The organism is Phenylobacterium sp. (assembly GCF_044371015.1).
In the GTDB taxonomy this organism is placed as follows: domain Bacteria; phylum Pseudomonadota; class Alphaproteobacteria; order Caulobacterales; family Caulobacteraceae; genus Phenylobacterium.
Genome location: NZ_JBILUK010000008.1, coordinates 18,195 through 37,641, shown reverse-complemented (window position 1 = coordinate 37,641; position 19,447 = coordinate 18,195). Strand labels below are relative to the sequence as shown.

Here is a 19,447-nt window from a genome sequence, read left to right as displayed (position 1 = left end):
GGTCGCCGGATGGGTGGAAAAGAGGTTGTCGCCCATGCCGCCGGCCAGCGGGTTGATGATGAACATGTGCGCCGTGGCCGGATTCCGCTCGGCATCCGGGTTGTAGTAGCCGCCCTTGGCATAGGCCTCGATCTTGCGCAGGGCATCGGCCAGCGCGCCCGGATCGCCACTGATCTCAGCGCCCTCTCGGTCGGCCTCGTACTCCCGCGCCCGGCTGATCGCCATTTGGACAAGGCCTGCCGCCATCGGCGCCACGAACATCATCACCAGCATCCCGACGATTCCGGTGGCCCGGCCCTCCGCGTCGCGGCCGCCGAACAGGAAGGCGAAGTTGGCGAGCGCGCCGATAGCGCCGGCGATGGTGGCGGTGATGGTCATGGTGAGCGTGTCGCGGTTCTTCACGTGCGCCAGTTCGTGCGCCATCACGCCGCGCACTTCGCGCCGATCCAAAAGGCTCAGTAGACCCCGCGTGGCGGCCACCGCAGCGTGATGGGGATCGCGGCCGGTGGCGAAGGCGTTGGGCTGATCCTGGTCGATCACATAGATCTTCGGCGCCGGCATGCCCGCCCGTTCGGCCAGCGCCAGGGTGTCAGAGGCATAGGCTCGGATCAGCGGTTCAGGGTGGTCGGGTCCCACCTCAACCGCGCGATACATCCGCAGCACGATCTTGTCGGCGTTCCAGTAGCTGAAGAGGTTCATGCCGCCTGCGAAGACCAGAGCGATCAGCATGCCGGTTGGCCCGCCAAGCGCGAAGCCGATACCGACGAACAGCGCCGTCATCGCGGCCAGCAGAGTGAAGGTGCGCAGGTGGTTCTTCATTGGGTCCCGTCACGCGGCCCAAACGCCGCCGACCCCAATATGGGAAGTATTGGCCGCCTCTCAATCGCTTGTGGGGTCAGGCCTTGGCGGCTTCGGGCGCCGGCTCCTCGATCTGGTTCTCCCACTTGGCGACGACGGCGGCGGCCACCGAGTTGCCGACCACGTTGGTGGCCGAGCGGCCCATGTCGAGCAGATGGTCGACCGCCAGGATCAGCAGCAGTCCCGCTTCCGGCAGGTCGAAGAACGTCAGCGTCGCGGCGATCACCACCAGCGAGGCGCGCGGCACGCCGGCCATGCCCTTGGACGTGACCATCAGGAGCGCAAGCATGGTGATCTGCTGGCCGATGGAGAGATCGATCCCATAGACCTGGGCGATGAAAAGGGTGGCGAAGGTGCAGTACATCATCGACCCGTCCAGATTGAACGAGTAGCCGAGCGGCAGCACGAAGCTGGCCACCTTGCGGCTGACGCCCCACTTTTGAAGCACCTCGAGCGTGCGCGGATAGGCGGCCTCAGACGAGGCGGTGGAGAACGCCAGGAGCACCGGTCCGCGCAACTGGCTGATCAGTCCAAGCGACCGACGGCCGACGATCAACACGCCCGCCAGCATCAAGAGGCCCCAGAGGAGGCCCAGCGAAACATAGAACCCGCTCACGAACTTGGCGTAGGTGACGAGCACCTCAAGTCCCTGGGTCGCCACACTGGAGGCCAGGGCCGCGAAGATCGCCACCGGCGCCACGGTCATCACATAGCCGGTGACCTTGAGCATGATCGCCGCACCCTGTTCGACCAGGTTGAGGACGGCGGGCGCCTTGTCGTCAATGGCCGCGACTGCAGTGCCGACCAGGACGGAGAACACCACGATCTGCAGGATCTCGTTGCGCGCCATGGCGTCTACAATCGAGGTCGGAATGAGGTGAGTGACAAACTCCCGAAGCGTGAACTCGGCCTTCGCCAGACCGGGCGCGGCCGCCTCGACAGGCGGAGCGACCAGCGACAAGCCCGAGCCCGGCTGGATGATATAGACCATGATCAGTCCGATGGAGAGCGAAACGATCGAGGCCAGGAGGAACCAGGCAATAGTCTTCAAACCCACCCGGCCGACCTCGGTCGCGTCGCCCATGTGCGCGATGCCGGCGACCAGGGTGGTGAAAACCAGGGGTGCAATGATCATCTTGATCAGCCGCAGGAACATGTCGGTGAGGATCGTCAGGTTGGCGGCGACTTCCTTGGCGCCTTCCGGCGGCAGGGCCTGGTTGACAATCCAGCCCACCAGAACGCCGAGCACCATGGCGCCCACGATGAAGTAGCCAAACACGCGGTTCATGCTGTCCCCCCGGTCAGTCGAACTCTGTTGTCGCCGGGATGCCCATCGGCGTCCAGTGCGCCGAGTCGCAACCGTCACAGCCTGTCGCTATATGTCGTCTGATGAGCAGAACAGACCCAGCCGGCATCGTTGATCGGCTTGAAACAGAGTACCGCGCCAGCGTGGAGGCGCTGCGGAACGCCCTGCGATCCTACATCGAGGGCGGCCCCGCGCCCGATCCCGGCCACCGTCGCGCCGGAGCCTTCGTCTATCCCGAACTGCGGCTCAACTGGCCGGCGGGTCGCGCATGGCCGCGGCTTAGCCGCGCCTACGCCCGTATCGGTCACCCTGGACGCTATGCCGTGACGGTGACCCGACCCGATCTCTATCGGAGCTATCTGATCGAGCAGCTCAGCCTCCTGCAGCGTGACTTCGACGTTGAGATCGAGGTGGGACGCTCGAACCAGGAAATCCCTTTCCCCTATGTGCTGGACGCCGCCGACGTGGCCCGGGCCGAGGTAGGGTCGATAGAGATCGCTCAGCACTTCCCGATCACGGAACTCTCCTTCATCGGCGACGAAGTGGCCGATGGCGGCTGGATCGCGTTGGAGGACCAACCGCGCCCGCTGGCCCTGTTCGACGGCCTGCGCACGGACTTTTCCCTCGCCCGGCTCGCGCACTACACCGGCGCGCCGGCCGAGCATGCTCAGCAGTTCATCCTGTTCACCAACTACCACCGCTATGTGGACGAGTTCGTCGCCTGGAGCTGCGCCCAGCTCAAGGCCGGCGGACCCTACACTGCGCTCTCCGCCGCCGGCCACGTGATGGTGACGGCGGAGACGCCCGACCCCGAGGCTGCCGTCGCCGCCGGAATCTGGCGCAAATATCAGATGCCGGCCTACCACCTGATGGCCCCCAACCGAGCCGGGATCACCCTGGTGAATATTGGCGTCGGGCCATCCAACGCCAAGACCATCTGCGACCATCTGGCGGTGCTCAGGCCCCAGGCCTGGCTGATGATCGGCCATTGCGGCGGCCTACGCGGCAGCCAGAAGATCGGCGACTACGTCCTTGCCCACGCCTACCTGCGCGACGATCACGTCCTGGACAAGCTGTTGCCGCCGGAGATCCCGATCCCGCCTTTGGCCGAGGTGCAGGTCGCGCTCAACGCCGCCGCCGAGCGGGTGACCGGCGAGACCGGCGAGGTGCTCAAGCAGCGCCTGCGGACCGGCACCGTGGTTTCGACCGACGACCGAAACTGGGAGCTCAAATACGCCTCCAGCGCGTTACGCTTCAACCAGAGCCGGGCGGTGGCCATCGACATGGAGAGCGCCACCATCGCCGCCCAGGGCTACCGCTTCCGGGTGCCCTACGGCACGCTGCTCTGTGTGTCGGACAAGCCACTGCACGGCGAGATCAAGCTGCCGGGCCAGGCCAACGCCTTCTACGACAGGGCCGTCGCCCAGCACCTCCGCATCGGCCTGGAGGCCATCGACCTGCTCCGCGCCGAAGGCAGCCGCCTTCACTCGCGAAAACTCCGCAGCTTCGACGAACCGCCGTTCCGGTGATCTAAGATCGTCCGCACAGCCATCCGACAAGGCCCCAATGACCCGACGCATCCCCTTCGACGGCATCCACAACTTCCGCGACTTCGGCGACTATCCCGCGCGCGGCGGACGGCTGAAGCGCGGCATGCTCTATCGCGCCGCCAACCAGGCGCAGGCGACCGACGCGGACCTTGAACGGATGGCAGAGCTTGGTCTCTCGGTGATCGTCGATCTGCGGCGCGACAACGAGCGCGAACGCGATCCCAGCCGCCGCTGGCAGGGCTTCGCCGCCACGGTGATCGACAACGACCTGCCGCAGTCCAATGCGGACGCCTGGAACAACTGGATCGGCGGCGAGGATCACTCGGTTGAGGCCCACCGCGCCTTCATGGCCGACTACTATCGTGCGGCGCCCTTTCAGACCCGTCACATCGACCTCTACCGCCGCTATTTCCACGCTCTGGCCGAGACCGAGGGCGCGGTGCTGGTCCACTGCACCGCCGGCAAGGATCGAACCGGCATCATCTGCGCCCTGACGCATCACCTGGCCGGCGTGCCCGACGAGCTGATTATCGAGGACTTCCTGCTCACCAACGACCCGGAGCGCATGGCCGCACGTCTGCCGTCCATGCGCCAGATGATCGCCGACAACCACGGTGGGCGTGTGCCGCCGGACGACGCCCTCATTGCCGCCATGGGCGTCGAGGCCGACTATCTGCGCACCGCTTTCGACGTGATGACCGAGGCCCACGGCTCGGTGGACGGCTATCTGGAACACGCGCTGGGGCTGGACACCGCCTCGCGAGACCGTATTCACGAGCGCCTTCTCGCCTGATCACCTTACAGCCGGACCGCCCATGCAGACCTTTCAGCCGCCACGCCGCATCCTGATGGGGCCCGGCCCGTCCGACGTGAGCCCGCGCGTGCTGGCGGCGCTGGGGCGGCCGACCATCGGCCACCTCGATCCAGTGTTCCAAACGCTGATGGAGGAGATCAAGGCCGGACTGCAACGGCTGTTCAACGCGCCCGACCACGCCTGCGTGCCGCTGCCTGCGCCCGGCACCGCCGGCATGGAAGCGGCGATGATGAACCTGCTGGAGCCGGGTGACCGGGCGGTCATCGCCGTGAACGGCGTGTTTGGCGGGCGGATGGTCGACATGGCGGGCCGCGCGGGCGCCACGGTCACCGTGGTCGAGAACACCTGGGGCGAGCCAGTTGATCCCGCGCGGGTCGAGGCGGCGCTGGCCGAAGGGCCGGCCAAGGTCCTGGCCTTCGTCCATGCGGAGACTTCCACTGGCGTGCGAAGCGATGCGGCCGCGCTCTGCGCATTGGCTCGCAAGCACGGCGCGCTCAGCGTGGTGGATTGCGTCACCTCGCTCGGCGGCATCGTGGTGGATGTCGCCGCCTGGGACGCCGATTTCGTCTATTCTGGCACCCAGAAGTGCCTCTCGGCGCCGCCCGGCCTCTCGCCGATCGCCATCAGCCCCCGCGCCCAGGCCGCCATCGCCGCGCGGACGACGCCGGTGCGAAACTGGCTGCTCGATGTGAACCTGTTCATGGCCTACTGGGGCGGAGAAGGCGGGCGCACCTATCACCACACCGCGCCGATCAATGCGCTCTACGGCCTGCACGAAGCTCTGGTGGCGCTGTTTGAGGAGGGCGTTCAGGCGGTGCAGGTGCGCCACGCGCGCGAGCATGAGGCGCTGGTCGCCGGACTGGAGGCGCTCGGCCTTCAGATGCTGGTGGATCCCAAACACCGGTTGCCGCAGTTGAACACCGTGCGAGTGCCCGACGGAATCGACGAGGCCCAGGTGCGGGCGCACGTTCTCAAGGAATGGGATCTGGAGATCGGCGCGGGCCTGGGACCGCTTAAGGGCCAGGTCTGGCGCATCGGCCTGATGGGCGCCTCGGCCACGCCTTGGCACGTGAAGATCTGCCTGACCGCGCTGGGCGAGGCCTTGGCGGCGCAGGGTTACAGGCGCTGATCCGAGCCTAGGTCAGGACAGCCAGTCCAGCAGACCATACTTCGCCATCCAGGCTAGGCCCAGTTCCAGGGCGCGTCTCTCGGCGACCGGGAAGCGCTCCAGCACCTCACGGGCTGTGAGGCCCGACGGCGCAGCGGCGATGAGCTCGAAGGCCCTAGCGCAGATCTCGATCGAGGCCCGCCGGCTGGGAAAACCCGCATCGAGCTGAACGGTGTTGAGAGCTTGCACAGCCGCGACCGTGGAGCCGTCAGCGGCGCGAAGCCGGGTGGCGGGCGTCAGGGCGTGAGTCGCGAAGTGGGCGAAGGCGCGGAAAGGGTCGCTTTTCACCGGGTCAGCGGCCGGCATGCGGGCCGGGTCGGCCGAAGCGGCGCGTACGGCGGAAAGTTCGTCGGCGAGGCCATGGTAGAGCCGGGCCACAACCGGCCAGTCGAAGCATTCCATCACACGCGCCCGGCCGGCGGCGCCCATCCGCCGGCGCAGATCGATGTCCCCAGCCAGGGCGGCCAGCGCCTCGGCGGCCAGAGCGACATGCACAGCCGTGTACTGAGCGATCGCACCCACATAGGACTGGTAAGAGCTCGCCCCTACGGCGTGATGCTCGACATAGGCAGCGCCCAGGCCGCCGCCGGTCGGGCCGCCCAGGGTGGGGATTAGGAAGCCCTCGATCCCGGTCCGCATCGTGGAGCGATAGCCGTCCCAGTCGCTGGCCACCACCGGCAGGCCGGCGGCCATGGCCTCCAGCGGCGTTATGCCGAAGGTTTCCTGGATGTTGTCCACCAACGACAGGAAGATGTCGGCGCCGGCCCAAAGATCGGCTAGGCGGGCCTGGTCGTTGCCGTCCTCGAACCGTACGGTCACCTCCGGCGCGTGGGCGCGGACTGCGGCTTCATAGAGGTTGCGATCCCCAGCGTCGGGGAACCAGCCGGCCATCGCGAACACCAAGCGTTTGCCGCTGATCACCTGAGCGCGGGCCATCGCCTGGAACATCGGCTGGGGAAAGGCCTTCTCGTAGTAGGAGAGCCGCCCGACCCACAGCACCAGCACATCCTCAGCGGAAAGATCGAGTTCGGCGCGCAGCCGGGCGCGCGCGCCGGTCCGTTCGGCCTTGGCCGCGAACCCCGCCGCGTCCACGCCCAGCGGGATGACTGGCAGGCGCGGGATCGACGGGGCGCGGCCGCCCGTGCGCTGAGCAAGGTGTTCGCCGAACCCTTCGAACATCGAGGCCACATTGTCGCGCACGCTGGGCGAGGTGCAGATCAGCGCGTCCCAGTCATGCATGGGGGCGACCTGGGTGTTGGCGATCATCTGACGCATGGCGGGCGGCGCCAGCGTGTGGATCAGGCCGACGAGACTATAGGCCCGGTCGCCCGCCTGGCGACGACGCATCCAGGCCAGATCTTGGAGTTCGGGCTGGCCCCGCAGCAGCAGTCCTGCGGCCTGAGGCGCGCCAGACGTGGTGACGACGCCTGCGCCGATCTCGCAGGCCGCAGGCGTCGAGCCGAACAGCGCCCTGGAGAGCTCGGCCGGGTCGGGCGGCTGAAAGCCCAGGACATCGATCCGCGACCAGCCCCCATGCCGCGCCAATGCCTGCCAGAGCTGGAGATTGGCCACATCCTTGCCGAACGGATTGACGCCCAGGCCCATGCGTCCCGGCGGATGCAGGATGGCGAGGCGGTCTCGAGGAAAGGCTGCGGCGGCGGCGCCGGTCATGGTCTGATGGATTTAGCGAGCCTGCAGACGTCTGTCGACAGAGGCTCGTCATCACGGGCGCGGCGTGGGAACCTGTATGCATGGAGCGGTTCGATACGGATATCTGCATCATCGGCGGCGGTATCGTCGGCTTTGCGGCCGCTTGGTTCCTTTCGCCGCATCGCCGCGTGGTGGTGGTCGAACAGGAAGATGCACCCGGCCGGCACGCCTCGGGCCGCTCGGCGGCGATGTTCATGGGCACCTATGGCGGCGATGCTGCGCGGCGGCTGGCAGTCGCCTCGAAGCCGTTCTTTGACGCGCCCCCGCAAGGATTCGCCGACCATCCGCTGCTGACCGCGCGCGGCCACCTGATGATCGCTTCAGCCGACCAACTCCCGGCGCTAGACGCGGCGGCGGCCCGACTCGCCGACGTGGCCGACCTGTTCGAATTGATCGAGGGGGCTGCGGCGCGAAGGCTATGCCCGATCCTTCGCCCCGAGGCGGCGGCGCGCGCATTGTGGGAGCCCGACGCCGCCGACATCGACGTCGATGTCCTGCTGCAGGCGTTTGTCCGCGGCGCCCGGGAGCGCGGCGCCTGTTTGCTGACCTCAGCGCCCGTCCGTAGTCTGGAGCCAGGCGGCAATGGCTGGTCGGTGACGACCCGGAGCCATGACGTTCGCGCGCAGGTTATCATCAACGCCGCCGGGGCCTGGGCCGACCAGGTCGCGGTTTTGGCTGGCGTGGCTCCACAGGGTCTGACGCCGCTACGGCGCACGGCCATTCTGGTCGATCCGCCGGCCGGCGCCGAGATCGCATCCTGGCCGATGGTCGCCGATGTCGACGAGGCGGTCTACTTCAAACCCGACGCGGGCCGGTTGCTGGTCTCGCCGGCCGACGAAACCCCGGACACGCCACATGACGTCCAACCGGAGGAACTCGACGTGGCCGTCGCCGTCGACCGACTGATGGGAATCGCCGAGATCGATGTGCGCCGCGTGCCGCATCGTTGGGCGGGTCTGCGGACCTTCGCGCCCGACCGCGCGCCGGTGCTGGGCTGGCAGCAGGGCGCCGCGGGTTTCTTCTGGGCCGCCGGCCTGGGCGGCTTCGGCGTCCAGACCTCGGCAGGCGTCGGCGCCTATGTGGCGGCCTGTCTGGCGCCCGAAGCGGCGGGCGGGTCCGCCCTGGCCGGCGATCCGGACTTCGCCGCCCTTGTTAATCCGCGCCGATAGTCCGCGTCACCAGACCTTTGATCAGGGCCTGGGCCGCGGCGGGCTCCAGCCCCTGTTCCCGGCGCAGCCGCGACCAGGTCTCGAAACTCAGCAGAAGGTCGAGAGCCTCCAACATCTCCGGCCGCCCAGAGATTTCCGACGGCAGGACGCCCAATAGAGTCTCCCTTAGCGCCCGGGTGAGCCGCACCGCGTCGGCCTGGAGGAAGGGCGAGCGATGACGCCTTGCATCGCCCGCGCGCTTGTAGGGGGCGATAGTCTCGAACGCCCGCGCGCGGCGCTCGGCCAGCTCCATAAGTTGATCCCGCCAGTCCGTAGAATGGAGGGGCTGTTCAATGATCATCCGGAGCGTCGTCTCGATGGCGCCTGACATCTCCCGAAAGAGGCTGTCCATGTCCTGGAAGTGGCGAAACACTGTCCGTAAACCCACCTCGGCGCGCACCGCCACCTGTTCGGCGCCGGGCGCCAGCTCGCCCTCGCGGATGATCTCCAGCATGGCGTCTACGATGCGCGCGCGGTTGTCCTGACCCCGCAGGCGGCGCCCATCTGAGGGCGGCGAGTCGGGGCGGTAGGGCGTGCGAGTCATCGACTTGAGGATTGACCGTCTAGAGAGGTGCGTCGAGGCGGTTCGTCCACCGCACCGGCCCTCCCGCCGCCGGAAGGGTCGCGAAGTCGCCGTCCCGACCCACGCGAAGCGGCCCGCTGTAGACCTCCCGACTGCGCCCGAGCCAGGGGCGCTCAAGCGCCCGAACGGGCAGCGGCGGCACAATGTGGGTGAAGACTAAGCTCTTCGCGCCGGCGCGCGCCGCGATCCCGGCCGCCGCCTCGGGCGTGGTGTGGTAGCCCACGATGTCCTCAAAGATCTTCGCGAGGTTCCTCCGTCCCGCCGCCATTGCCGCGTCCCGTTGCATGGCAACCATGTTGGGCGCCAGCGCCTCATGCACCAGCAGATCAACACCGCGCGACATGGACTCTACAGCAGGGGACAAGGCGGTATCGCCGCTGATCACCACGCTACGGCCCTTGTAGTCGAACCGGTAGCCAACCGCGGGCTCGACCGGGTCATGGGCGATGGCGAAGGCGGTGATTTTCAGGCCCCGCTCTCGCAACACCACCAAGCCGCCGGGTGGTGCGGTGAACGCGCGGGCGGCGCCGCCGGATCCTTCGGGTGGAACGACGTCCGGGCCGTGATGGGCGATCCGATAGCCGCGGTCCAGCGCGTAGGCGCGGGCGAGGCCCTCGACCACCTGCTCAACGCCCGGCGGCCCATGGACCGGCAGCGGCGCCCTGGCCGCGCTAGAGGTCCAGCGCTGCAGCAGGAGTTCGCCCAGCCCGTCGATATGGTCGGAGTGATAGTGCGTCAGCAGCACCGCCTCGATCCGGCCCGGCGGCAAACGCATCAGGTTCAGCACCCGCGGACTCCCGGCGCCGGCGTCGATGATGAACAACCTTTGACCCGCCAGCACCGCGGTGCAGGGACCCGCGCGGGTGGGGTCGGGCATTGGCGACCCGGTGCCGCAGAGGCCGACATGCAGCCCATCCGGCAGGCCCGCGAACGGATCCGACGCCAAGCCGCGGGCGAAGGCGCGGTCGAGCACAGCCAGCGCGATGCGGTCCTGAAACAGAGCCAGACCCGTCCCACCGGCCACCGCGACCACCAGAAGGCTTAGCAGTGAGATCTTCAGCCGCGACATGACTGAGCCTCTTGACGACAAGATATAATGACATTCATAGTGCCACTATCTGGTCCGCGGAAGCGACGCTGTCAATCTGGAGATCCGACATGGAGGTCCTGCGCACCCCCGATGCGGCATTCGAGGCGCTAGCCGATTGGCCCTATGCGCCGCGCTACCACGAGATCGTCGACGCCGACGGGACCCGCTTGCGGCTGCACTATGTGGACGAAGGGCCGAGAGACGCCGCGCCAGTGCTGCTGATGCATGGCGAACCATCTTGGGCCTATCTCTATCGCAAGATCATTGCGGGACTGGTCGCGCGCGGCCGCCGAGTTATCGCACCCGATCTGATCGGCTTCGGGCGGTCGGACAAACCCGCGAAGCGCACCGACTACACCTATGAACGCCACGTGGCCTGGATGAGTCAGTGGCTGACCGGTCTCGACCTCAAGGACCTCACGCTGTTCTGCCAGGACTGGGGGGGGCTGATCGGCTTGCGGCTGGTGGCCGCCTATCCCGAGCGGTTCTCAGGCCTGGTGATCGCCAATACGGGCCTGCCGACCGGAACCGGCATGTCGGAGGCGTTCATGGCCTGGCTCAATTTCAGCCAGAATGTGCCGATGATGCCCATCGGCATGATCGTCAACGGCGGGACCAACCGCGACCTGACTCCGGCCGAGATCGCCGCCTATGACGCACCGTTCCCCGATGAGAGCTTCAAGGAAGGCGCGCGCCAGTTCCCCGCACTGGTCCCGGCCACGCCGGAACACGGCTCCGTGGCGGAGAACATCGCCGCCTGGAAGGTGCTGGAGCGCTTCGACAGGCCGGTGGTCACCGCCTTCAGCGACAATGATCCCGTCAGCCGGGGTGGTGATGCTGCAATCCAGGCGCGCATTCCGGGCGCCAAGGGCCAGCCCCACGTCACCCTGCCGGGCGGTCACTTCCTGCAGGAAGACAGCCCCGAAGCCATCGTCGACATCCTCGAGTCCATGATCCAACGTCGTTCGTAAGGACACTGCCATGAAGGTTGAGAACGCGGTCTTCCCGGCGCCTCAGCAGGGAATGGAATTCTTCGGCGGCGTCGAGGACGGCCCCTTCGTCATGGTCAACCTGCTGAAGTTCAAGCCCAAGGCCGAGTACGCGGACGGGTCCGACGCCCACCTGACCGGCTCTGAGGCCTACGCCCGCTACGGAGAGCAGGTTCGCAAGCTGGTCGAGGGACTGGGCGGACGCGTGCGCTACAGCGGTCAGGTGACTGGTCTGATGATCGGCGAAGTGGAAGAGCTCTGGGACGCCGTGGCGCTGGCCGAGTATCCCTCGCTTGCGGCGTTCCGAGCCATGGCGCTTTCCCCGGAAATGCAGGCTATCGAACACCATCGCAAGGCGGGTCTCGCCGGCCAGCTCAATATCCGCACCAAGCCCGGCGAAGGGTTCTAGGCTCGAGGCCTGAGGGACAGCGCCAGGAAGCCAAGCGCCAGCACCACTGACACCGGACTCGCATAGTGTTCGGGGGGGTGGTGGCCGCCGGTCGAAGGCAGCAGCACCCATCCCTGCAGGCTCATCAGCCCGCGCTCCACCACCACAAGGGCCAGGAACAGCGGAACCAGCGGACGGTAGCGAAGCGCTACCGCCAGCAGGCCAAGACCAAAGGCGATCTGGGTCGCGCCCTCCCAGGCGAACAGCCCGCGCACCAGCCGCGCCTGGTCGCCCAGTTCAAGCCCGGCGATGGCGATCGCGCCGCCGGCCGGCGCGAAGCTGTGAATCAGGCCGGGCACGATCGTCATCACACCGCACAGGGTCAGGAACCAGGCGGCCGCCGGATGGCCGCGGTAATGTGCGTTGTTCGAAGGTGGCAGGAAGCTCATCAGTTGTCCCACAGGATGTATTCGTCGCCTGCCAGGTGCGGTACGCCGCCAGGCTTATCGACATAGACAGGTCCCTGCAGAAGCGACGGCCAGGTCGGCTTAACGCTTCTCGCATCCTGGTCGCGGATCAGGGCCCGCAGGCGCGCCACCGTGGCCGGGTCACTCGCCGAGATATCGCGCTGCTCGGTGGGGTCCTTGGCCAGATCGAACAGCCACACCTTGTCGCGCGCCTCGTTGACCTGGAGCTTGAGGTCGCCATCCATCACCGCCTTGTACTGACCCGAGCGCCAGAACAGTGTCTGGTGCGGGCGGCCGGCGGCCTCACCCCGAACGAAGGGCAAAAGGTTCACCCCATCGATCTCCCGATCACTCGGCGGTTGCGCTCCGGCAGCGCCCGCGGCGGTCGCGAAGATGTCAACATGGCCGACGGGATAGGGGAACGTCGATCCCGCCGGAATGACCTCCGGCCAACGCATGAAGAACGGCGCCCGGATGCCGCCTTCGAAGAAGGTCGACTTGAAGCCGCGGAACGGCGCGTTGACCTTGGGCAGACCGATATAGCCTGCGCCGCCGTTGTCGGTGGTGAAGATGACCAGTGTGTTCCGGTCGAGCCCCTCGTCCTTCAGGGTCTGGAGGATCCGGCCGATGTTGTGGTCGAGATTGCGGATCATCGCGCCATAGACGCGGGTCCGATGGTCCGGAATCTGCGCCAAGGCGTCATAGTCCTCGCGCTTGGCCTGCAGCGGCGTGTGCGGCGCGTTGGGCGCGAAATACATGAAGAATGGCCGGTTGCGGTTGGCCTTGATCGCCGCCACCGCCTCGTCAGCCAGATAGTCGGTCATATAGCCTCTGGGGGCGAAGGCGGGCTGGCCGTTGTATTGCACCGAATAGGGCAGGTTGGGCCACAGGAAGCGGTCGATCGGGTCCCATGGCTGCTTGGCGTTGACCACGCCCTTGTCCTTTTCGGGCAGGAACATCGCCCCGCCGGCGATGAATCCCAGGCTCTCGTCGAAGCCCTGATCTTCCGGCCGCGACCCCTTGGCCCCACCCAGGTGCCACTTGCCCAGGTGGATGTTGTGGTATCCGCGCGCCTTCAGCACCTCGGCGACGGTGACCTCCGAGGCCGGCATGCTGAGGGTGTTCACCGCCTGAAGCGTCCGCTCCGTGCTGCCGGGCGGCATGTCACTCAGGCGGTCGGCGAAGAACTTCGGCTTCACAGGCGCACCGGGCTCCGACTCGGTTCCCACCATCCTCTGGAAGGCGACCGGCGCGGGCGTGAACTCAAACCCGAACCGGGTGGGATAGCGGCCGGTCATGATCGCCGCGCGGGAGGGCGCGCAGGTGGCGTTGCCTGTGTAGCCACGCGCGAAGGCCACGCCGTCGCGGGCAAGGGAATCGATGCTAGGGGTCGGAACGGCCCCGTCGGCGACGCCGCCATGGAGCGTGATGTCGTTGTAGCCCAGGTCATCGACCAGGATGAACACCACGTTGGGCGGGCGTTCGCCCTCGGCCGGCGTCGACGGGCCCTGGGTCCAGGTGACCGGCTGATTCGGCCCCACCGGCGGCATCTGGGCGCGGGCGATCATCGAAAGGATCGTGGTCCGGTTCAACCAGGCGACACCGACGCCCACCGCTAGAACCGCCGTCAGGGCCATGCCCCAGCGCAACCACCGTCCCATGGCTAACTCCCCGTCTTCTGGATGAAGACCATGGATAATGGCACGATCACTGTCAATAATTTGCATCCATGACTTGCAGGTCCAAGCGATCGAGTTCGCCGCACAAGCGAGTGCGCTTGCGCGCATTTGGTAGTCCGTTAAGGAAGACGCACAGCTAGGTCCGTTGTGTACGGGGTGTAATCGACAACGGTCGGCGTTCAGGAGGTGTCGGGTGATTAAATTTCAAGCCGGTTTGAGCCAAGCCTTGTCGTTTCGCGCGCTTAAGGCCGCGTTGCCTGGCGCGGCCTTGGCCTTGGGCTTGGCGGCTGCGCCGGCCGCCCATGCGGTGGAGTATTTCCTCCAGACCGCCACCATGGACACGAGCCGTACGGCGACGATCGTCGGCCCCGGCATGAATGCCCATGTCTATGCGGCGCCCATCAAGTTCACCGCCTTTGAGGGTACGTCCGCGGTCGGCGATTCCTTCGACATCGTGGGTTTCTGCGTCGATATCTTCCACTCGATCTCCCTGGGGACGATCAACCTCAAGTACGACGATACCTACGAACTCACGACCGACTCCAAGTACACAACCACCACGCCGTTCGCGGGCGGCGCGACGCTGCTGTCCAACACACAGATTCTTCAAGTTGGCCGGCTGGTAAACTACGGAACCCTGGTGTTTAATCAGGCTCCCTCCAGCAACGCGAAGAAAGACAAGCTGGCCGCTCTTCAAGGCGCCATCTGGCAGGTGATCAACCCGACCTACACGGTCGCAAGTTCGAACGGCTCGGTGAACACGCTTATCGGTCAGTACGCCGGGGCAGGTTATAACAGCTTGCTGACGGGCCACGGCCATGTTCACAGTGGCATCACCTTCATCAGCGAGACCGGCAAGTACGGCACCAAGTCGGCGCGCCAGAGCTTCGCCTTCGCCGCCGTGCCGGAGCCCGCCACCTGGGCTCTGTTGATCGGCGGGTTCGCTATGGCAGGCGCCGCGCTTCGGCGTTCGCGACAGCAAGCAGTGCGTGCCAGCGCCTGATTCTCATCCAAGTTCGTGAGCGGCATTGGGGACCCGATCGCCCGAACTGTATCTTGCGAACCCGAGGTCTTTGAAGACGCACGGCCTCAAAGCCGTGCGTCTTTTCGTTGATGAGTTGCTTGTTACAGCGCGGCAAGGTGCGGCATTGCGTCGCGAAACTCGCCATACAGGCGAGTCTTGTTGCGCCGAGCGCTTGAACGGGTAATTGAACGCGCAACAGGTCGCGCGGTTAAGTTCTTTGCTCGTCGCGATCATTCCAGTATGGGTGAGTGAGTTTTGTTCAACTTCGGTCTCAAGTCGACGCTTTCCGGGGCGGCCCTTGCCTTCGGCCTGACCTTCGCGCCGGCGGCGAACGCCACGACGTACGTCCTCCAGAACGGGTTTATGGAGAGCGCGCGCACTCTGAACATTCAGGGGATCGGCAACGCCAAGTCCACGGCTATGCAGTTCGACGGCTTCATCGATGGCACGCCGGACGTGCCGTTCACGAACCTCGTTGCGTTCTGCGTGGACGTCTATCACTCGATCAGCCTCGGCGACTACAATCCCGACCTGACCTACACTGATGACATCGACCTCACACACGACTCGAACTGGGACCCCAACGCGCGCCAGATTCTGACGTAGGGTCAGGTGCTGCAGATCGGCCGGCTCGTGAACTACGGCACCAATGTGTTCAACTACGCCAGCCCTGGCGTGGCCCGTTTCGATGAACTCGCGGCGGTCCAGGGCGCGATCTGGAAAGTGGTTTCCAGCCGCAACGTCACGGCCGCGAGCGGCAACAACGCTCAGAAGCTCGCGATGAACAATCGCATCAACGCGCTGGCCGGAATTTCTTACAACAGCGCCTTCAACCTCAGCTATGGCGCGGTGAACAACGGGATCACCTTTATTACCCCGTTCAAGGAAAAGCAGACCCGGAACGGCATTCAACTCATCACTTATCCAAATAGGAATCTCACTCAATCTTTCGCCTTCGCGGGCGGATTCGGCGGCGCGGCTATCCCCGAGCCTGCCACTTGGGCGCTGATGATTGGCGGCTTCACGCTGGCCGGCGGTGTTCTTCGAGCGCAGCGCCGTAAGGGCGCAACCGTTGTGGTTCGCGGCTAAACTTGGCGCCCGACTTGCTCCGGCGGGGATGAAACCCCGTCAGGAGCGTCTGTCGTGTCCCATACTGAAACTATCAAGAAGATCTTCAAGACCGCGCTTTCGGGGGCGGTCTTCGCCTGCGCGATTTCGGCCGCCTCTCCGGGCAACGCCGCACAGTACTTCCTGAACACCGCCACGATGGACACGAGCCGGACGGCCACCATCGTCGGTCCGGGCATGAACACCCACGTCTATGCGGGTCCGATCAAGTTCAAGACCTACAACGGCACAGCGGCGGTCGGCCAATCCTTCGACATCGTCGGCTTCTGCGTGGACATCTTCCACTCGATCTCGCTCGGCACGATCAACCTAAAGTACGACGACAGCTACCAGCTCACGACGGACTCCAAGTACCTGACCAATACGCCCTTCGCGCCGGGCGCGACGGTGTTGACGAACGCTCAGAAACTCCAGGTCGGGCGGCTGGTGAACTATGGCACCCAGGTGTTCAATCAGGCCCCGGCTTCGAGCGCCAAGTCGAGCCAGCTTGCGGCGCTGCAGGGCGCCATCTGGCAAGTGATCAATCCGACCTACACCGTCGCCAGCTCCAACAGCACGGTGAACACCCAGATCGGCCAATTCGCCGGCGCGGGCTACAACGACCTGCTGACCGGATATGGGCCGGTCAGCTCGGGCATCACCTTCATTTCCCAGACCGGCAAGTACGGCACGAAGTCCGCCCGCCAGAGCTTCGCATTCGCTAGTCCGAACAACGGCGCGGCGATCCCCGAGCCCGCCACCTGGGCGCTGATGATCGGCGGCTTCGCCATGGCCGGGGCCGCGTTGCGACGTTCCCGGCCGGCCTTGGCGCGCGCGCGCGCCGCCTGACGACAACGGCGTGGCGCAACACGCTTGCGCCGGCCGTCCCAAGGTCGTACCTGATAATCGTTCGCAATAAGGCGGGCGATGAAGGGTGCAGATGGCTGAGGATACGCCGCCCGTCGGCCTCGTGCGCCTCGCGGCCGCCGACATCGGCGACAAGGGCGTGATCACCCAGGTGCGCGCCGAAGACGCCGGAGACCTCGAACGCCGCCTGCTTGAGTTCGGCTTTGTGGAAGGCGCCTGTCTGGAGGTGCTGCACGAAGGCGCCTTAGCGCGTGATCCCCTGGCGGTGCGCGTTGACGACATGCGCGTGGCGCTCCGCCGCCGCGACGCTGCCGGCATTTGGTTCAGGAAGGACCCGGCATGAACGGGGCCGCGCTCGAACCCACCAGGGTGGCGCTGGTCGGCAATCCCAACACCGGCAAGACAGCGCTGTTCAACGCGCTCACCGGCGCCCGCCAGAAGGTGGCCAACTACGCCGGCGTCACCGTAGAGCGGAAGGAGGGCTTTCTGGTCACGCCGGGCGGTCGCCAGGTCTCGGTTCTCGACCTGCCCGGCACCTACTCGCTGCGGGCCCGCAGTCCCGACGAAGCGGTCACCCGTGACGCGGTCTTGGGCCGCCTGGTCGGCGAGGCGGAGCCCGATATGATAGTGGCGGTCGCCGACGCTACCAACCTGCGTCTCGTCCTGCGGCTGATCCTGGAACTCAAGGCCGTCGGCCGGCCGTTGGTGCTCGCGCTCAACATGTACGATATCGCCCAGCGCCAGGGCTTGCGGATCGACATCGAGGGACTCTCCCGCGATCTCGGCTGCCCGATCGTCACCACGGTCGCCACCCGCAAGCGCGGGATCACCGATCTCGCCGCTGGAATCGATGCGGTCATGGCCGATCGCCAGGCCGTGGGCCCGAATCTCTGGCGCGAGCCTGACGCCGCCGAGATCCGCGCCGCCCATCGCGAAGCTCAGCGACTGCTCAAGACCTATATCCGCCCGCCCGAGCGGCCCGATACGCTGACCGGCCGCATTGACGGCGTGCTGCTGCACCCCGTCGCGGGGCTCGCCATCCTGTTCACCCTGCTGTTCACGATGTTCCAGGCGGTGTTCACCTGGGCCGGGCCGGCGCAAGACACCATCGAGGCGGGGTTCGCGGCCTTGGGCGGTCTGGTCGCGGGTCTGCCGGGCGACGGCCTCCTCGAAAGCCTGGTCGTCGATGGCCTTATCGCCGGCGTCGGCTCGGTGGTGGTGTTCCTGCCACAGATCCTGATCCTGTTCCTGTTCATCATCCTGCTGGAAGACTTCGGCTACATGGCCCGCGCGGCCTTTCTGATGGACCGCATCATGGGCGGCGCCGGCCTGCACGGCCGCGCTTTCATCCCGCTTCTGTCGAGCTTCGCCTGCGCCATTCCGGGCGTCATGGCCGCCCGCGTCATCGACCAGAAACGCGACCGCATGACCACAATCCTGGTCGCGCCCTTGATGACCTGCTCTGCGCGGATCCCAGTCTACACGCTGATCATCAGCGCCTTTATCCCGGCCCAGACGGTCGGGCCGGGCCTCTCGCTGCAGGGCCTGGTCATGTTCGGCCTTTATGCCGCTGGCATCGTCAGCGCGCTGGCGGTGTCGTTCGTGATCCGCAAGGTGTGCTGGCGCGGGGCGGTCGAGCCGTTTCTGATGGAGCTTCCCACCTACAAGCTGCCCTCAGCCGCCAATGTCGGGCGCAACCTCTGGCTACGGGCCGAGATCTTCCTGTCGCGCGCCGGTCGCATCATCCTGCCGCTGATGGTGATCGTCTGGGCGCTCTCCACTTTCCCCGGCGCGCCGACCGGCGCGACCGCGCCGGCCATCGATTACAGTTTCGCCGGCATGATCGGCCATGCGATCCAGCCGCTTTTCGCCCCCATCGGCTTCAACTGGCAGATGGTGGTGGCGCTGATCCCTGGCTTCGCGGCGCGGGAGGTGGCGGTTGCGGCCCTGGGCGCCGTCTACGCTGTGGGCGACGCCGAGGCCAATGTCGGCGCGCTCGGGGCCACGCTGGCCAGCCAGTGGTCGCTGGCCACCGGGCTATCGTTCCTGGCGTGGTACATTTTTGCGCCCCAGTGCGCGGCCACGCTCGGCGTGGTGCGGCGCGAGACGAACTCGTGGGGTTGGACGGCGTTGATGTTCGGCTACATGCTGGCGCTCGCCTATCTGGCCAGCTTTGTTGTCTACCGCACGACCGTGGCGCTGGGTGGTGGATGATACGGTTCACGCCTCGGTTGCGTTAATGTCGACTTTTCCGTGCGGTTTAACCTGACGCTAAAGCCCTCGCGCGCAGGCTCCCTCCTGCCATGCAGAACGCCCTGGACCACACCGCCGAAACCACCGGCGACATCGCCGCCACCGCCCGCAAGCCGGTGCGCATCAAACAGACCTTGTGTCGCCGCGTCCGCGAGGCGCTTGTGGCGCTCGGCGGCGAGGCGCATCGCTCGATCGTCATCGAGCAGGTCGCCCGAAATCTCGGCCACGACGTGCGCCAGATCCCGGAGGATCTGCAGGCCGAGGTGATCGTCTCCTTCGAGCGCACCTGGGCCGACGAGCGCAAGCGCGCCGCCTGGGGCTTCCACCTCCCCTTCGGCGAAGGCTCCCACCGGTGGAGCGTGCGACCGGACGTGCTCGCGGCGTAG

General features: G+C 66.5%; 19 protein-coding genes and 1 pseudogene. 13 read left to right on the top strand and 7 right to left on the bottom strand.

Annotation, left to right across the window (positions count from 1 at the left end; genetic code table 11):
• Positions 1 to 819: zinc metalloprotease HtpX (gene htpX / locus ACIQ3R_RS01665; RefSeq protein ID WP_397414349.1), on the bottom strand; the 819-nt coding region annotated here is incomplete at its 3' end.
• Between the two features lie 76 nt (positions 820 to 895).
• Positions 896 to 2,146, bottom strand: a complete 1,251-nt coding sequence (locus ACIQ3R_RS01660; protein WP_397414347.1) for a dicarboxylate/amino acid:cation symporter — start codon at positions 2,144 to 2,146, stop codon at positions 896 to 898.
• Positions 2,147 to 2,247: 101 nt separating this feature from the next.
• Between ACIQ3R_RS01660 and ACIQ3R_RS01655 the strand changes: the two genes are divergently transcribed.
• Genes ACIQ3R_RS01655 through ACIQ3R_RS01645 form a run of 3 tightly spaced genes read left to right on the top strand, consistent with a single transcriptional unit; the run spans position 2,248 to position 5,657 of the window.
• On the top strand, positions 2,248 to 3,693 hold the full coding sequence (locus tag ACIQ3R_RS01655) for an AMP nucleosidase (RefSeq protein WP_397414344.1): 1,446 nt from the start codon (positions 2,248 to 2,250) through the stop codon (positions 3,691 to 3,693).
• A 37-nt stretch (positions 3,694 to 3,730) separates the two neighbouring features.
• Positions 3,731 to 4,507, top strand: a complete 777-nt coding sequence (locus ACIQ3R_RS01650; protein ID WP_397414342.1) for a tyrosine-protein phosphatase — start codon at positions 3,731 to 3,733, stop codon at positions 4,505 to 4,507.
• A 22-nt stretch (positions 4,508 to 4,529) separates the two neighbouring features.
• Entirely contained in the window at positions 4,530 to 5,657 is a 1,128-nt protein-coding gene (locus ACIQ3R_RS01645; RefSeq protein ID WP_397414340.1) for a pyridoxal-phosphate-dependent aminotransferase family protein, read from the top strand.
• 12 nt (positions 5,658 to 5,669) lie between these two features.
• Here the strand turns inward: ACIQ3R_RS01645 and ACIQ3R_RS01640 are convergent, their stop codons facing one another.
• Positions 5,670 to 7,367, bottom strand: a complete 1,698-nt coding sequence (locus ACIQ3R_RS01640) for a glycosyltransferase family 4 protein (RefSeq protein WP_397414339.1) — start codon at positions 7,365 to 7,367, stop codon at positions 5,670 to 5,672.
• A gap of 80 nt (positions 7,368 to 7,447) precedes the next feature.
• Between ACIQ3R_RS01640 and ACIQ3R_RS01635 the strand changes: the two genes are divergently transcribed.
• Complete coding sequence (locus ACIQ3R_RS01635) at positions 7,448 to 8,575, top strand: NAD(P)/FAD-dependent oxidoreductase (RefSeq protein ID WP_397414336.1); 1,128 nt, start codon at positions 7,448 to 7,450, stop codon at positions 8,573 to 8,575.
• On the opposite strand, the gene ACIQ3R_RS01630 is transcribed toward ACIQ3R_RS01635, so the two are convergent.
• A complete protein-coding gene (locus ACIQ3R_RS01630; protein WP_397414334.1) occupies positions 8,559 to 9,158 on the bottom strand; it encodes a TetR/AcrR family transcriptional regulator in 600 nt (199 codons plus the stop codon). The two genes, ACIQ3R_RS01635 and ACIQ3R_RS01630, sit on opposite strands and share 17 nt — an antisense overlap.
• A 19-nt stretch (positions 9,159 to 9,177) precedes the next feature.
• Positions 9,178 to 10,266 carry an MBL fold metallo-hydrolase gene (locus ACIQ3R_RS01625; RefSeq protein ID WP_397414332.1) on the bottom strand — a complete coding sequence of 363 codons (1,089 nt, stop codon included), beginning with the start codon at positions 10,264 to 10,266 and terminating at the stop codon, positions 9,178 to 9,180.
• A gap of 89 nt (positions 10,267 to 10,355) precedes the next feature.
• Between ACIQ3R_RS01625 and ACIQ3R_RS01620 the strand changes: the two genes are divergently transcribed.
• A complete protein-coding gene (locus ACIQ3R_RS01620) occupies positions 10,356 to 11,258 on the top strand; it encodes a haloalkane dehalogenase (RefSeq protein WP_397414330.1) in 903 nt (300 codons plus the stop codon).
• 10 nt (positions 11,259 to 11,268) lie between these two features.
• Positions 11,269 to 11,685 (top strand): DUF1330 domain-containing protein, encoded by a 417-nt coding sequence (locus ACIQ3R_RS01615; protein ID WP_397414327.1) that lies wholly within the window; start codon positions 11,269 to 11,271, stop codon positions 11,683 to 11,685.
• Here the strand turns inward: ACIQ3R_RS01615 and ACIQ3R_RS01610 are convergent.
• Together ACIQ3R_RS01610 and ACIQ3R_RS01605 are read right to left on the bottom strand one after the other, a co-directional pair.
• Entirely contained in the window at positions 11,682 to 12,113 is a 432-nt protein-coding gene (locus tag ACIQ3R_RS01610; RefSeq protein ID WP_397414325.1) for a hypothetical protein, read from the bottom strand. The genes ACIQ3R_RS01615 and ACIQ3R_RS01610 overlap by 4 nt on opposite strands.
• Complete coding sequence (locus ACIQ3R_RS01605) at positions 12,113 to 13,792, bottom strand: sulfatase-like hydrolase/transferase (protein ID WP_397414322.1); 1,680 nt, start codon at positions 13,790 to 13,792, stop codon at positions 12,113 to 12,115. The genes ACIQ3R_RS01610 and ACIQ3R_RS01605 overlap by 1 nt, the downstream gene beginning before the upstream one ends.
• Positions 13,793 to 14,003: 211 nt before the next feature.
• Here ACIQ3R_RS01605 and ACIQ3R_RS01600 point away from each other — a divergent pair, with 211 nt between their 5' ends.
• The 7 genes and pseudogenes from ACIQ3R_RS01600 to ACIQ3R_RS01570 all read left to right on the top strand — a co-directional run bounded on the left by ACIQ3R_RS01600 (position 14,004) and on the right by ACIQ3R_RS01570 (position 19,447).
• Positions 14,004 to 14,813 carry a PEPxxWA-CTERM sorting domain-containing protein gene (locus ACIQ3R_RS01600; protein ID WP_397414319.1) on the top strand — a complete coding sequence of 270 codons (810 nt, stop codon included), beginning with the start codon at positions 14,004 to 14,006 and terminating at the stop codon, positions 14,811 to 14,813.
• A 276-nt stretch (positions 14,814 to 15,089) separates the two neighbouring features.
• The gene (locus ACIQ3R_RS01595; protein ID WP_397414315.1) at positions 15,090 to 15,440 is read left to right on the top strand and encodes a hypothetical protein; all 351 of its coding nucleotides are present in this window, start codon (positions 15,090 to 15,092) and stop codon (positions 15,438 to 15,440) included.
• 369 nt (positions 15,441 to 15,809) lie between these two features.
• A pseudogene (locus ACIQ3R_RS01590) lies at positions 15,810 to 15,923 on the top strand (PEPxxWA-CTERM sorting domain-containing protein); the annotation flags it as partial.
• Between the two features lie 54 nt (positions 15,924 to 15,977).
• A complete protein-coding gene (locus ACIQ3R_RS01585; protein WP_397414312.1) occupies positions 15,978 to 16,790 on the top strand; it encodes a PEPxxWA-CTERM sorting domain-containing protein in 813 nt (270 codons plus the stop codon).
• A 91-nt stretch (positions 16,791 to 16,881) separates the two neighbouring features.
• Positions 16,882 to 17,151: a ferrous iron transport protein A gene (locus tag ACIQ3R_RS01580; protein ID WP_397414310.1), complete on the top strand. Its 270-nt coding sequence runs from the start codon at positions 16,882 to 16,884 to the stop codon at positions 17,149 to 17,151.
• Entirely contained in the window at positions 17,148 to 19,022 is a 1,875-nt protein-coding gene (locus ACIQ3R_RS01575) for a ferrous iron transporter B (protein WP_397414308.1), read from the top strand. The genes ACIQ3R_RS01580 and ACIQ3R_RS01575 overlap by 4 nt, the downstream gene beginning before the upstream one ends.
• A gap of 89 nt (positions 19,023 to 19,111) precedes the next feature.
• Positions 19,112 to 19,447 carry a hypothetical protein gene (locus ACIQ3R_RS01570; RefSeq protein ID WP_397414306.1) on the top strand — a complete coding sequence of 112 codons (336 nt, stop codon included), beginning with the start codon at positions 19,112 to 19,114 and terminating at the stop codon, positions 19,445 to 19,447.

What these genes read in the sequence shown, in the direction of transcription:
- ACIQ3R_RS01610 (WP_397414325.1), bottom strand. Translation starts at nt 12,113, where the DNA reads ATGAGCTTCCTGCCACCTTCGAACAACGCACATTACCGCGGCCATCCG.
- ACIQ3R_RS01625 (WP_397414332.1), bottom strand. Translation starts at nt 10,266, where the DNA reads ATGTCGCGGCTGAAGATCTCACTGCTAAGCCTTCTGGTGGTCGCGGTG.
- ACIQ3R_RS01570 (WP_397414306.1), top strand. Translation starts at nt 19,112, where the DNA reads ATGCAGAACGCCCTGGACCACACCGCCGAAACCACCGGCGACATCGCC.
- ACIQ3R_RS01660 (WP_397414347.1), bottom strand. Translation starts at nt 2,146, where the DNA reads ATGAACCGCGTGTTTGGCTACTTCATCGTGGGCGCCATGGTGCTCGGC.
- ACIQ3R_RS01580 (WP_397414310.1), top strand. Translation starts at nt 16,882, where the DNA reads ATGGCTGAGGATACGCCGCCCGTCGGCCTCGTGCGCCTCGCGGCCGCC.
- ACIQ3R_RS01620 (WP_397414330.1), top strand. Translation starts at nt 10,356, where the DNA reads ATGGAGGTCCTGCGCACCCCCGATGCGGCATTCGAGGCGCTAGCCGAT.
- ACIQ3R_RS01605 (WP_397414322.1), bottom strand. Translation starts at nt 13,792, where the DNA reads ATGGGACGGTGGTTGCGCTGGGGCATGGCCCTGACGGCGGTTCTAGCG.
- ACIQ3R_RS01645 (WP_397414340.1), top strand. Translation starts at nt 4,530, where the DNA reads ATGCAGACCTTTCAGCCGCCACGCCGCATCCTGATGGGGCCCGGCCCG.
- ACIQ3R_RS01635 (WP_397414336.1), top strand. Translation starts at nt 7,448, where the DNA reads ATGGAGCGGTTCGATACGGATATCTGCATCATCGGCGGCGGTATCGTC.
- ACIQ3R_RS01655 (WP_397414344.1), top strand. Translation starts at nt 2,248, where the DNA reads ATGAGCAGAACAGACCCAGCCGGCATCGTTGATCGGCTTGAAACAGAG.
- ACIQ3R_RS01630 (WP_397414334.1), bottom strand. Translation starts at nt 9,158, where the DNA reads ATGACTCGCACGCCCTACCGCCCCGACTCGCCGCCCTCAGATGGGCGC.
- ACIQ3R_RS01640 (WP_397414339.1), bottom strand. Translation starts at nt 7,367, where the DNA reads ATGACCGGCGCCGCCGCCGCAGCCTTTCCTCGAGACCGCCTCGCCATC.
- ACIQ3R_RS01575 (WP_397414308.1), top strand. Translation starts at nt 17,148, where the DNA reads ATGAACGGGGCCGCGCTCGAACCCACCAGGGTGGCGCTGGTCGGCAAT.
- ACIQ3R_RS01650 (WP_397414342.1), top strand. Translation starts at nt 3,731, where the DNA reads ATGACCCGACGCATCCCCTTCGACGGCATCCACAACTTCCGCGACTTC.
- ACIQ3R_RS01615 (WP_397414327.1), top strand. Translation starts at nt 11,269, where the DNA reads ATGAAGGTTGAGAACGCGGTCTTCCCGGCGCCTCAGCAGGGAATGGAA.